The organism is Legionella lytica (assembly GCF_044626755.1).
In the GTDB taxonomy this organism is placed as follows: domain Bacteria; phylum Pseudomonadota; class Gammaproteobacteria; order Legionellales; family Legionellaceae; genus Legionella; species Legionella lytica_A.
The window spans coordinates 25975-38466 of sequence record NZ_JBGORX010000001.1; the positions used below are offsets into that span (position 1 = coordinate 25975).

Genomic DNA, 12492 nt, shown 5'->3' on the forward strand with positions numbered 1-12492 from the left:
CTTAGCTAAATCTTACCCTGCAATTCTGATTTCGTTGTTAATGTTTCCTTATCTTGAATACGGTCTAAAAACAAATAACCATTAAGGTGATCAATTTCATGTTGCAGAATTCTTGCCTCCAAGCCATGAGCTTTTTTGCAAATGAAGTTTCCATTGAGATCTAACCCAAAATATTCTATTTCCATAGCTCTGGGTACTTGCCCCATGAGTTCACCGCAATTGAGACAACCTTCATAACCGATTTGAATTTCCTCTGACAAAATATTTAAAGAGGGATTAATCAAGGCTGTATTCGGTATGGGGTATTCCAGATTTTGGCGTTTTGTATAGGCAGTACTGAAAACAATAACCCGTTTACTGAGACCTATTTGTGGAGCGGCGACACCGACAGCACATTGCTCTTTCATGATGAGAAACATGTCTTGAACCAATTCCTTTAACCAAGCACTTCCAAATTCGGCTTTTAGAATAGGCTCAGCAATTTGTCTTAAAACAGGATTATTTTTTTCCAATAATTGCTTCATAATTCACCAGCCATTAATTTAAACTTAAATAACAGGAACTCGCTTTTTTTATACACTAGCACGGTTCTTAGAAAAGACATAGCCTGCAATTATTTGTGGAAATGATTAGTTTCCAGTGGAGTTCGACCTGCTAACGTCTCCGCAGGCTCTATTTTAGAAGCGGCGTCAGGAGGTTCGTAAACACGTTTTTTTAAAGTAAAACGGCAACAAAAATAATTTTCAAAAAACTTTGAGTAGTTAATCAACCCTTAAGCTTAAGTGTTTTACACTAATGAAAAGCCAAGAGGAGAAATACTATGTCAAACAAAAAACTAACTGAACGTTTGAATCATGAACTTGACGAGCTAGGTGTTCCATCCTTGATGACTGAGCGAGTGCAAGTATGCTCCAAACTATTTGAACTGCCTAAGTTTAAAATAGAGGCATTATTAAATGGTGTGGTTGCTTTAGATAACTACGCCATGAAAAAAATTGCTGATGAACTTGAGGTTAGTATTGATTGGTTGTGTGGTAAATCCAAAAGTAAAACACAACACTAATATTATCAGATTGTCCCCAGAGGCTGGATTTTCAACCTGAACAATCAGGCCACTGGGGCCTCGAGTTTGCTACTCTAGCGCACGAAGCCTGTTTAATTAAGAAATGCACTATACTTATAGGGCAACCTTAATGGATAGGAGGTTTACCATGATGCATGTAGCCAGTGAAGAAATAAGTCGACTTTATCGCTGTTACCTGGCCTTTCAACATCCTCCCACCAATATTGTCAATTAATCTCACACTCACTCATATAAAGGATAATTTATGAGTAAAGCAACTATTGTTATAGGTACTGAACACATCACCCCTGGGCAGCAAAAAACAGTTTTTTTGCCTTTACCTAAATTATATGATTGGACTCCCATGAGCTTACCCATCCATGTCATTAATGGGGTAGAGGAGGGGCCGGTCCTGTGTGTGACAGCGGCGATTCATGGTGATGAGATCAATGGCGTAGAAATTATTAGACGCCTATTCCACAAAGAAGGGTTGAAACACATCAAGGGTAGCATCATTGCTATCCCCATTGTGAATGTGTATGGTTTTTTATACCAAGAACGTTATCTAATGGATCGAAGGGATTTAAATCGTGCTTTTCCTGGAGGTCCGAAGGGCTCTTTGGCATCCATTCTTGCAGGGATTATCAGTGCCGAAATTTTGTCTCAATCACACTATGTTATCGATTTACATACCGGCTCAAATCATCGTTTTAATTTACCGCATATTCGCGCCAATCTGGATATGCCTGAGCTTGAGATGCTTGCTCATGCTTTTAATGCCCCGGTAATTTTGCATTCCTCTTTTAGAGATGGGTCTATGCGAGAATATGCGAATGAGCGAGGGGTACCTATTTTAGTATACGAAGGGGGGGAGGCTCTGCGTTTTGATGAGCTATCCATTCGCACCGGACTTAATGGCATTTTAAGTGTTATGGCCACCTTGGGGATGATCAAACCAGGGCGACTTGGCATCAAAAAATTTACGCCCACTATTTCCAGAAATAGCTATTGGCTCAGAGCGCCAATTAGTGGCATCTTACGTCATATTAAAAAAGCGGGACACCGTGTCAGTAAAGGGCAAATTATTGCGGTTATAGCTAATCCTACCAGCACGGAAGAGTACGAGCTCAAGTCACCTGTTTCCGGAATTATTATTGGCGAAAATATGATGCCGCTGGTTCATGCCGGGCAAGCTTTATTCCACATTGCCAGTTTTGAGAAATTAAATGTGGTTGAAGAGCAGTTGGAAAATATTCAAGAAGCATTTAATTTGAACGATGAAGATATACAGTAAATGTCTACGCGAGCTATAATGTGACTACCCATTTTCGGGTAATTCGCTTTAGAAGGATTATCGCGTGTTTAACAATCACATTGAGTTGCGCTCTTATCATGCCGAAAGTTGTAGCCATGTCCATGATTTTGCTCAGTTAGTGTTGCCTTTGTCCGGTTCGATGGAGTTGGAAATTAATCACTATGCTGGCGTTATTCATCCGGATGTAGGAGTGTACATTGCACCGGAAGAGCGGCATTGTTTTTCGGGGGGCGCGGATAATCTTTTTTTAGTTATTGATGTTAAAGATAAAAGCTCCTTGTGGAATGAGGGCAAAATTCCCAGTTTGCTGCATCTATCGAGTAGCGCGAAGCAATTAATGCAGTTTAGTCATCATTATTTAACCCATCATGAGCGTGATGTATTTAGCGATGCATTAATGAACCAATTGTTACTGCACATTACCACCAAATCCTTTGTTTTCGCAGGGGATACTTTAGTGCAAAAAGCAAAACATTGGATTGATTTGCATTTTGCTGAACCGGTCCTGCTCAGTCAGGTGGCCAAGCATTGTCATTTGAGTGTCAGTCAGTTACAGCGGCGTTTTAAGAAACAGGTAGGGTGTGCTCTTGCTGAATATTGGCGTATGCAGAGACTGCAACAAGCTCAAAGTTTATTATCGCGAAGCGCTCTTTCTATTGAAGAAGTGGCCTTTAAGGTGGGTTATGAAAACTTAGCTGCGTTTAGTCGACGTTTTACTAAGGTATACGGGACATCCCCATCACAATGGCGCTTAACGGCAAAATCGATGCGTGAAACGGATCACTGATTTTGTTTTTAAGTCTGCTAGACTTGTGCGTACTTGGAAATAAAAAAGCGGTACGCGATGCAAAAAGGTGATTCTTTATTTAAGGGCATGTTCTTTCTCTTTCTGGCCCAAATTATGGTGGGAATTAATATTGTATTGTCTAAATACATCTTGGCCTCAATTCCTATCCAACTCATTTTAGCTTTGCGTTTTAGTTTGGCTGCGGCAATTTTATTCGTGTTGCATGAAGTGTCCCCTGCAAGAAAACAGTCTATTTCTTACTATTTTTCGCAATTAAAACGGCGAGATTGGTATTTTATTTTGGGGCAGGCTTTATGTGCGGGTGTTCTTTTTAATGCCCTGATGCTCCTGGGTTTGCATTATACAGATGCAAATATCGCAGGTATTATTACTAGTGTTTTACCCGTAATCATCGCACTGATGTCCTGGATTATCCTGAATGAGAAAATTTCTGCTAAGACGGCGGTTTGTATTGGCTTTGCTACCTTGGGCCTTTTGGTTATTGCCAGAGAAAAGCTTGGTGGGCCGGTTGTTAGCCATTCATTCTTAGGCGATGCAATTGTTTTAATTTCTTTATTTCCCGAGGCGGCGTACTACCTTTTAAGTAAAATGTATGTAAGTTCGCTGCCGGTGTTTTTAGTTTCTTCACTGCTCAATGGGATCAACGCCGTTCTATTATTATGTTTTGTAAGCTTTAGTTCCTGGCATGGTATTCATATTGATGCTTTTGGCTGGTGGATATTAACGATTTTAGGTTTAAGCTCTGGTTTATTTTATGTATTTTGGTATTTTGGTTCTCAACGCGTTGATGGGGTTATGGCTTCGCTATCTACAGCGATAATGCCCTTAGCAACGGTAGTTCTTGCCTGGCTTTTGCTCGGCGAAAAATTAACAATGGGGCAAATAATTGGCATGGGAATGGTACTCTTGTCGATTGTAATTTATGCAAAACGCTAGAGTTTATTTGCAAATAATGTCCTAAATGTGGTTTTATATGTCAGTTTTTTTCATCAGATAGGATCTGAGGCAACAGGAGAAAGGATCTCATGACTGACCATACAATCAAAGAACCAATATCAGAAAATTCTTCGTTTGGAGCCACAGCAACTGCCGCCATAGTGACATCCGTAGCCGCTTATGGGGCGCTACGCACCGGTAATTACCGCGTCGTCTTACAAATGTATACGAAGGGAGGAGGAGGGTTAAATCTATACAAGCAAATAGGTAGTCATTCACAACGTGTTTTTGCCCTTGATTACCACCCCTTCTGGAATAAAGCCTCTCAAGCCAAAGAATGGAAACTTCATTATCATCGTGGCAAAACCAAACAACAGATTAAAGAGCATCGCCCTTATGATGGCCATTGGTAAAGGGAGCGTATTTCTTTAAGTTGCTGTCATTCTACTCAATAGTTGTTTTGTTAATAAAATTTTGTATGATGGCGATTAGCGCTCTTAGGACTTAAGTGATTTATGCATGGAAAAAATATAGTAGTTGTCGGTGGTTCCATTGCTGGTTGTACGGCAGCAATTTTGCTTCAGCGTTTAGGGGCAAATGTCACTATTTTAGAACGTTCATCGGGACGAATAGGCCAAGGTTCAGGAATCACCCTCCCTGAAGCGGTAGTGAGTCAGTGTATCGAAAATGATTTATTTGATGCTGATATTCCACGCCTACTGGCTACAAGTCGTTCCTTTGTTCGCAAAAATGAACAAGAAGAGACCGATGAGCATGTTTTCTGGAAACAAGCGATTCGAGCTGTGGCATTAAACTGGATTGATGTTTATCAAAATCTCCGTAAACGAATTGAGCCGGTAAACTACTTTTCCAATACTGAGGTTTGCCACTTTGAGGAAACGCAAGATGGTTGTCAAGTAACAACGGCTGAGGGACAGGTTTATAACGCGGATTTGCTTATTGTTGCCGATGGAGTTGACTCGACAATTCGTGCTCATTTATTACCAAACAGTCAACCTGAATACGCGGGTTATGTGGCTTGGCGTGGGGTTATTGATAGTGATCATTTAGCTGCTAATACGCTTTTTCACGAGCACGTTCCTTATGGTGTTTATCCTCAGGGTCATATTCTTTTATATCGCATTCCCGGCGCAGACTACCCACAGACAGGAAAAACATTGTTGAATTGGGTGATGTATGAAGATCGTAGAGGACTTTCTTTAAGTAACCTATTGATTGATAATGAAGGAAGGCAGCGTAGCCGCTCATTACCGGCAGGAACGTTAACGATAGAACACATGCAATATCTTCATAATTTTGCTCAAGTCTTACCCAGTGCAATTAAACAAATCATCATGGAAACCCCAAGGCCATTTGTCCAAGCTATTTTTGATTTTCATTTATCTGCCTATGCAAGTAATCGAGTCATTTTTGTAGGAGATGCTGCTGCGACGCTAAGACCGCATATGGGCTCGGGAGTCTTTAAAGCTTTGGCTAATGGATTGGAATTAGTCAACCTTATTATGAGTAAGCCTCAGCTTGAACTTACGGACTATGTCACTTTGTGGAAGGAAAGCCAGCACCAGCAGTTAATTGAAGAAACTCAGAAGGCAAAAGCCATGGGCGACGCTTTAGTGAGCCACACCCCTGACTGGAACTCGATGGACCAAGAATCAACTGATGCCTGGTGGGCTAAAGTGATGCAAGGAAAAGCCTGGTATGTGACGTCTGATTCAGAGTGACGCCGGTTCAAGAGCAGCGAGCATACTCTAAGCAATTTGGGTAATGAACATAGTTCTAGAATAAGAAAATAAAAGAAAAAACTAAAGATCTGTTGCTTGTTAAGGAGTTATGCATGAGTTCCATTGATTTTCGCAGTGATACAGTGACCAAGCCCTCTCAGGAAATGTTAAAGGTGATGATGGATGCTGAAGTAGGCGATGATGTTTTTGATGAAGATCCTACGGTTAAAAAATTGGAGGCTATGCTGGCTGAGCAGGCAGGGATGGAGGCGGCTCTTTTTGCACCTACAGGCACGCAAACTAATCTATTAGGAATTATGGCCCATTGTGAACGGGGTGATGAGTATATTGTTGGACAAACTGCTCATACCTATATGTGGGAAGGAGGTGGTGCGGCGGTATTGGGTAGTATTCAGCCGCAACCTTTGGATTTTGAACCCGATGGGAGCCTGGCTTTACACAAGGTAGAGATGGTAATTAAGCCCATTGACAATCATCATGCGCGTACAAAATTGTTGTGCTTGGAAAATACAACCAATGGCAAAGTTTTACCCCTTTCCTATTTAGATGACGTTAAGACTTTTTGCCAAGCAAAAAATTTGGCGAGTCATCTTGATGGGGCTCGTGTTTTTAATGCAGCAGTGAAGCAGAATGTGGACTTAAATCACATCAGTCGAGGCTTTGATTCTATTTCTATTTGTTTATCTAAGGGATTGGCGGCTCCCATTGGTTCGGTGTTGTGTGGCCATAAAGAGTTAATCAGTAAAGCAAAAAGATGGCGTAAGGTATTAGGGGGTGGTATGCGCCAGGCTGGCATTATTGCTGCTGCCGGAATTTATGCTTTAGAACATCATGTGATGCGTTTAGAAGAGGATCATAATCATGCTGCTTTATTAGCCCATGGTTTGTCCGGGCTAGGGGACCTGCTGGTTGATTTGGAGTCCTTGCAGACGAATATGGTATTTATCAAAGTGGGAAGTAACTATTCTAATCTTCAGGGTTATTTAGCTCAGCATGGTATTATTTTCCCCAAAAAAGCGAATAAAATGAACTGTATTCGCCTGGTTACGCATCGGGATATTTCCACCGCTGATATTGAACGAGTACTCGTTATGGTAAAGTCTTTTTATTAAAATACAACCAAGGTCCTGATTTAAACAGGACTGTGGTGTGAAGGGAGATTGGAATTAGTTTTATTTTATATCCAGGACAGGACATCCGGTTCTAAGCGTGATACAGGCTCTACAGGGCCGGCTGGAACTCCGACAATAATTGGTGCGATGGCAATCATTTCCGCCCCAATATGTAATTTGGATTTCCATTCGGGAGTATTTAATGCAGCGGCAGCAAGGGAAATAACACACGTTCCCAAACCATTAACACAGGCAGTGAGCATCAGGTTTTGAGCGGCTAACCAACAGTCAGCTACAACAAAGGGTCTTTGAACTCTACTGTAAATTACGATGAGTGTGCCTGTATTATAAAATGCATTAAATTTCGGGTCGCCGGTGAGTTCTTTGACGCGTTTCATGAGTTTGGGGTAATTACGAGCCTCATTATAGATTAAGCCTTGAATTGTCTCGGATAATTGTTTGAGCACTTCTTTATCTTGGATTACTGCAAAGGCCCATGGTTCTTCTCGTAATGCAGTAGGTGCTTGAACCGCAGCATTAAGTAAAGCATGAATCATTGGTGCTTCGATTTTTTGTGGTTTGTAATCACGTACCGTTCGGCGTTTATAGATAGCATCTATTTCGCGTGCAGGGCGGGCTTCCCTAGGTCTTTTTGCTGTAGCCATCATGCTCTCCGTTTCAGGTCCTGGTCAATCGAGTAGAAACCAATGGTAATGAGTAAATTTTGGTCTATCCTTGGAGTTTGTCAAGGTCATTTAATTAATATAAATGAAGTTAGCTACTCTTTTGCTTATGGACATTGAAAATGCTGTTTATTGGCTTTTTAACATTTTGATAAATAATGTTTTTATATTTTTTTCTAATCTAGCCCCACGATTTCTCCAACTAGTTTAAAATCAAGTTACCGAGTAGAGCCCTCAGAAGGGAGATGCAGTTATAGTCAGCTCCTCCATAGAGGTAAACGTGATGTTGGGCATGAATTTGTATAAAATAATCCCAGTCTGAAATGAGTAGTGTGGGGTCAGAATACATTTATGTTTTGGTGTAGTCTTAATTTAGGGTCTTACTTGACAAGCTTTAATATTGCTTTCTAAAATGCAAGTGACCAAATTATTATTTGGTATCTCAAGTGCTTATCAACTAAATTAAAAGGAATTAATCACATGAACAAAATTAAATTAACTGGTGCTGCCCTTGCTGTTGGAGCTGCTTCTATGTTCGCTTTAGCTCCTGCTTTTGCTGATGATACAGCTTCTTCTGCGCCAATGGTTCAATGTAAAGGTGTTAACTCCTGCAAAGGCCAAAGCTCTTGCAAAACTGCGGATAACTCCTGCAAAGGCCAAAATTCTTGCAAAGGAAAAGGCGTTGTTAAAATGACTAAAGAAGAGTGTGAAAAAGCGGGCGGTACTGCCGAATAATTTTGCCTTACGCCAGGCATCAGCATCTGCCTGGCGCTATCCAGGTTTATTATGTCTCAATATAAATCCATACAAAAAATGCCTTTCCTTGGTTTTGGTCTTGGATTAAGGCCAGATTACTACGAAGAAATTTTATTAAAAAAACCCAACGTTGATTGGTTTGAACTGGTTACCGAAAATTATCTAGTTCCCGGTGGGAAGCCTTTATATTATCTTGACAAGATTCGCGAACATTATCCTGTGGTAATGCATGGAGTGTCTCTTTCCCTTGGGAGCAGTGACCCTCTAGATAAGGATTATTTACTGCAAGTAAAAAATCTGGCTGCACGAGCCGAGCCCAAATGGATTTCTGATCATTTATGTTGGACTGGGGTTAATGGCCTTAACGCTCATGATTTGCTGCCCATTCCTTACACACGCTATGCGATAGAGCATGTTGTGGCACGTATCCAGCAGGTACAAGATTTTCTCCACCGCCCGCTTTTAATTGAAAATGTGTCTAGCTATCTTACTTATAAACAGTCGGAAATGTCTGAATGGGACTTTCTTTTAGAAATCGTTAAAGAATCGGGTTGTTACATTTTATTGGATGTAAATAACGTGTATGTCAGTTCGGTTAATCATGGATTTAATCCTATAGATTATATTCATGCTATGCCTGGAGAGCGGGTTGCTCAAATTCATTTGGCAGGACATTCCAATCAGGGCGATTACATTATTGATACTCATGATGCGCCCGTGGTGCAGGAGGTCTGGGACCTTTATGCGACAACGATCCGCCATTTAGGGCCTGTATCCACTATGATCGAGCGCGATGATAATATGCCTGATTTTGCCGAATTATTCGCTGAAATGACCCAAGCCCGCAATATCGCTGAAACGGTATTATCTGATGAGGTACTGATATGAATGAGTTGAAGCAGCTGCAGGACCAGTTTCACCAATTCTTATTATCTGGTGATAATCAAATTCATCACTCCATCATGCAAACAGAGCAGGTTTCCACCGAAACACGCTTGGCGATTTATCGAGACGCTTATGAGCTGCGCTTAATTGACAGCCTCGCGGCAAATTTTCCCTGCTTCTATGCCTATCTTGGTACGGAGGAATTTAATCAGTGTGCACGAGCCTATATTCGCGAATACCCCTCTTCATTTCATTCCATTCGCTGGTTTGGTGATAATTTGGCAGCTTTTGTACGAGCTAATTATTTGCAAGCCTATCTAAGTGAGTTAGTCGATTTTGAATGGAAGATGACGTTAGTATTTGATGCCGCAGAGGCGCCAGTGGTATCGGTTGCCGATATGGCTATGGTTCCACCAGAAGCATGGGCTGATTTGCAATTTACCCTTCATCCTTCTGTACAACGACCTACTTATTTATGGAATAGTGTATCCCTTTGGCAAGCTTTGGCTCATGAGCAAGATTTACCTGAACTACAACAGCAAACTGAGACTTCTGCCTGGATTTTATGGCGTACTCCTGAATTAATGATTCAATTTTGCAGCTTATCTGCCGCGGAATCTTGGGCTTTAGATAAATTGGCTCAAGGTGCCTCTTTTGGCTCACTATGTGAGGGACTCTGTCAATGGGTGGTTGAAGAAGAAGTTGGCATGCATGTTGCTTCTTATCTTAAAAGCTGGATTCAACGTGGTCTTTTGTCTGAGTTATTAATGTGTTCAGTTACATCGTCTTAAAGGGTTTAGACTAATGAGTTTATACTCTTAGGAATGGAACGCGTGCCATTAGTTTAAATAGATGCCCCATTGAATGCTTTGCTCTCTCGTAGTATAATAACTATACACAGTGGAGTATATCCTATATTCCCGGAGGGGTTATGACTGGCGGTAAAAAGAATACACCTGATTCGACTCTAGGCACAGACGAAGAGCTTGAAAATCAAACTCGGATTGCTAATCCGGAAAGCGATAGTAATATACCTAGTCCGATAGTTGTTGCTCAAGATGCAGAAGACATTTCTTTACCTTCTATTCTTGGTGATCTTATCAACAAAGAACGAGCAGCCTATGTTCGTGCTCCTCTCAAACGGGTTAATAATCCAGGCGGGGGTAATTGTGCTTTTTATGCTTTTGCTATTGCTCTGATTGAGGTTATCAAAAAAGAAAGAGCCGCCAATAATAATTTACGCAGTCCTATGTTTGAACGCTGGATTGCTTTAGACCCTTCTCTTGCTAATGACTATTACGCTATTTGTGCATTTGATCTTAACAACCCTAATAGGCAAAAAGCATTATTAGATCGCATGCAACAGGGCCTTAGAAGAATCACTTATCAATATAAATTAGCTGAATTGAGTAAGACCTGTGCGCAAGCACGAGTTGAGGACGGATATAATAAACTTGTTGGCACGAGTAGCTTTAACAATTTCTCTTTCCTGTTTATTGGCTTAGCAATTGATAATGACGCTAATTATAATGAGTTTAGGGATAGAGGTATAATTGCACAAATTAAAAAGACGGTACCTACCCTACGAAGAATAAGCCTGGATCATGCCTTAGCCAAAAAAGAACTTAATCAACGTGAGCTGAAAAAGGCCGTGGGCCAACGTACGCTCCAGAGTTTTTTAGAGCACACCTTAAACATTGCTGATGTGGAACAACAACAGACATGGGATATACTCAATGAGGCTGGGGATTTAATACAACCTAGAGCCTTAGAACGTCTAAAAACACACATCTCCACTCTTGCGCAAGAAGAACGCGAAGCTTTGCAGAAGCAAGTAGTAACCACATTATATTCAGGCATTTTTGCTCAATTAAAAGCACAGATGTTAACGCTGCTTCCAGACCAAACGGTTTTAGGTGGGGAGCTGCGTATACAAATAGAATACTTGTTGCTTAATGGAGCCCTTGCAGCAGAAATTAATAAGCACTTATTAAGAGATATAAGTGAAGAGGAGCGTATTTTAGCAGAGGATTTTCAGAGAAAAATAGGTGACGTACACTATAAGGCATTTTCTGAAGCAATAAAAAGACAGGTATTAGCACTATCCCAGGATGATGACCACTTAGCAGAGGCTATGCGCCAAAACCTAGAAAGTCGGCGATATGAGGCTGTTAGTGCTGAAATAAAAAAACATGTGTTAGAGGTTCTACAGGAGGAGCCCACTTTACTTGTTGAATGCTATGAAAATTATACTTTGGTACCCATATTTTTGCGTTTATTTTATGGCGCAGATGTAGATCTTAATACGACTACCGAGGCTACTCCAATAGCCAGGGATTCCATTGTTTCTACCGCAATGCAACGTATCATGCAGGATAGGTTATGGGGAACTCATTTGGATTTGGATTATTTATCCTATCCGTTTAATGTTAATTTACATACCTTAGAAAATTATCAACAAAAATATGTTTTTCGTGATCTACCCGGTCGTCCTGTTCTTACTTTAAATAACGAAGGCAATGGCCATTGGACTACTTTTATTGCTGCACCGCCGCAACCTGTGGCTCATTTAAAAACTGATACCAAAGTCATAAAACAGCCGGATGCAAAAATAGAGCTTGTGGTTGATGCAGAGGTTGAGCCAAAGATTAAGCCTAAGGCTGAGTCTAAGACTGAATCAAAGCCAATTACTTTTTCGCCAAGTAAACCCGTCAGTCGTAAAAAGTTATTTAAAGAAATAAATGATACAGAGTCTTTGCTGCGTTTAGTTGGTGATGCGGTGATACGATATTGTGATTATAGCGACAATATTTCTTTTTCTATTTTTCACCGCCATGGGGGAACAGGGAGACGTCGGGCTCAAGATTTTATAGCCAATCTTCATAAAGATAAAAACTTTAATGAGGTTAAGACGCGTTTGATTGATTATCTTGAAGATGATAAGAATGGTAATACCCACCCACACTCATTCCGTACGATGCTATTACATGAGTTAATCAATGCTAATGTGAATTGTACTTTGGTGGAAACCTCAAAAAATTATGAGTGGCAATTGGGGCAATTAAAAAAGCAAATGAGTATGGAAGAACGTACAGCAGCAACAATTGGTAGTACACTCTAAAAAATTTAATCCGATTATTGGCAACTAATAACTCGATTAGTCGCCAATAA

Annotated in this window: 13 protein-coding genes; 11 read left to right on the forward strand and 2 right to left on the reverse strand. The window is 40.7% G+C overall.

Annotation, left to right across the window (positions count from 1 at the left end):
* Positions 1-5: 5 nt before the first annotated feature.
* Positions 6-524, reverse strand: coding sequence for a peptide deformylase (gene def / locus ACD661_RS00120; protein WP_400185408.1), 519 nt, complete (start codon positions 522-524; stop codon positions 6-8).
* 296 nt (positions 525-820) lie between these two features.
* On the opposite strand from def, the gene ACD661_RS00125 reads away from it, so the two are divergent.
* The 7 genes from ACD661_RS00125 to ltaE all read left to right on the forward strand — a co-directional run bounded on the left by ACD661_RS00125 (position 821) and on the right by ltaE (position 6997).
* Positions 821-1063 carry a hypothetical protein gene (locus ACD661_RS00125; protein WP_400185409.1) on the forward strand — a complete coding sequence of 81 codons (243 nt, stop codon included), beginning with the start codon at positions 821-823 and terminating at the stop codon, positions 1061-1063.
* Between the two features lie 265 nt (positions 1064-1328).
* Positions 1329-2357, forward strand: a complete 1029-nt coding sequence (locus ACD661_RS00130) for a succinylglutamate desuccinylase/aspartoacylase family protein (protein WP_400185411.1) — start codon at positions 1329-1331, stop codon at positions 2355-2357.
* Between the two features lie 64 nt (positions 2358-2421).
* Positions 2422-3165 carry an AraC family transcriptional regulator gene (locus ACD661_RS00135; RefSeq protein WP_400185412.1) on the forward strand — a complete coding sequence of 248 codons (744 nt, stop codon included), beginning with the start codon at positions 2422-2424 and terminating at the stop codon, positions 3163-3165.
* A gap of 57 nt (positions 3166-3222) precedes the next feature.
* Positions 3223-4122 carry a DMT family transporter gene (locus tag ACD661_RS00140; protein ID WP_400185414.1) on the forward strand — a complete coding sequence of 300 codons (900 nt, stop codon included), beginning with the start codon at positions 3223-3225 and terminating at the stop codon, positions 4120-4122.
* Positions 4123-4211: 89 nt separating this feature from the next.
* A complete protein-coding gene (locus tag ACD661_RS00145; protein ID WP_400185416.1) occupies positions 4212-4535 on the forward strand; it encodes a hypothetical protein in 324 nt (107 codons plus the stop codon).
* 102 nt (positions 4536-4637) lie between these two features.
* Entirely contained in the window at positions 4638-5864 is a 1227-nt protein-coding gene (locus ACD661_RS00150) for an FAD binding domain-containing protein (RefSeq protein ID WP_400185418.1), read from the forward strand.
* Between the two features lie 113 nt (positions 5865-5977).
* A complete protein-coding gene (gene ltaE / locus ACD661_RS00155) occupies positions 5978-6997 on the forward strand; it encodes a low-specificity L-threonine aldolase (protein WP_400185420.1) in 1020 nt (339 codons plus the stop codon).
* A 65-nt stretch (positions 6998-7062) separates the two neighbouring features.
* Here the strand turns inward: ltaE and ACD661_RS00160 are convergent, their stop codons facing one another.
* Positions 7063-7665, reverse strand: a complete 603-nt coding sequence (locus tag ACD661_RS00160; protein WP_400185421.1) for a nitroreductase family protein — start codon at positions 7663-7665, stop codon at positions 7063-7065.
* A gap of 495 nt (positions 7666-8160) precedes the next feature.
* Between ACD661_RS00160 and bufA2 the strand changes: the two genes are divergently transcribed.
* The 4 genes from bufA2 (at position 8161) to ACD661_RS00180 (ending at position 12442) form a co-directional block, all read left to right on the forward strand.
* Positions 8161-8415: a BufA2 family periplasmic bufferin-type metallophore gene (bufA2, locus tag ACD661_RS00165; RefSeq protein WP_400185422.1), complete on the forward strand. Its 255-nt coding sequence runs from the start codon at positions 8161-8163 to the stop codon at positions 8413-8415.
* A gap of 51 nt (positions 8416-8466) precedes the next feature.
* Positions 8467-9324, forward strand: coding sequence for an MNIO family bufferin maturase (bufB, locus tag ACD661_RS00170; protein ID WP_400185424.1), 858 nt, complete (start codon positions 8467-8469; stop codon positions 9322-9324).
* Complete coding sequence (locus ACD661_RS00175) at positions 9321-10112, forward strand: HvfC/BufC N-terminal domain-containing protein (protein WP_400185426.1); 792 nt, start codon at positions 9321-9323, stop codon at positions 10110-10112. The genes bufB and ACD661_RS00175 overlap by 4 nt, the downstream gene beginning before the upstream one ends.
* A 140-nt stretch (positions 10113-10252) precedes the next feature.
* Positions 10253-12442, forward strand: a complete 2190-nt coding sequence (locus ACD661_RS00180) for a hypothetical protein (protein ID WP_400185427.1) — start codon at positions 10253-10255, stop codon at positions 12440-12442.
* Positions 12443-12492 lie beyond the last annotated feature (50 nt).

Coding starts and splice junctions, on each gene's coding strand:
- def (WP_400185408.1), bottom strand. CDS start 524: ATGAAGCAATTATTGGAAAAAAATAATCCTGTTTTAAGACAAATTGCT.
- ACD661_RS00130 (WP_400185411.1), top strand. CDS start 1,329: ATGAGTAAAGCAACTATTGTTATAGGTACTGAACACATCACCCCTGGG.
- ACD661_RS00140 (WP_400185414.1), top strand. CDS start 3,223: ATGCAAAAAGGTGATTCTTTATTTAAGGGCATGTTCTTTCTCTTTCTG.
- ACD661_RS00125 (WP_400185409.1), top strand. CDS start 821: ATGTCAAACAAAAAACTAACTGAACGTTTGAATCATGAACTTGACGAG.
- ACD661_RS00160 (WP_400185421.1), bottom strand. CDS start 7,665: ATGATGGCTACAGCAAAAAGACCTAGGGAAGCCCGCCCTGCACGCGAA.
- bufA2 (WP_400185422.1), top strand. CDS start 8,161: ATGAACAAAATTAAATTAACTGGTGCTGCCCTTGCTGTTGGAGCTGCT.
- bufB (WP_400185424.1), top strand. CDS start 8,467: ATGTCTCAATATAAATCCATACAAAAAATGCCTTTCCTTGGTTTTGGT.
- ltaE (WP_400185420.1), top strand. CDS start 5,978: ATGAGTTCCATTGATTTTCGCAGTGATACAGTGACCAAGCCCTCTCAG.
- ACD661_RS00180 (WP_400185427.1), top strand. CDS start 10,253: ATGACTGGCGGTAAAAAGAATACACCTGATTCGACTCTAGGCACAGAC.
- ACD661_RS00145 (WP_400185416.1), top strand. CDS start 4,212: ATGACTGACCATACAATCAAAGAACCAATATCAGAAAATTCTTCGTTT.
- ACD661_RS00150 (WP_400185418.1), top strand. CDS start 4,638: ATGCATGGAAAAAATATAGTAGTTGTCGGTGGTTCCATTGCTGGTTGT.
- ACD661_RS00175 (WP_400185426.1), top strand. CDS start 9,321: ATGAATGAGTTGAAGCAGCTGCAGGACCAGTTTCACCAATTCTTATTA.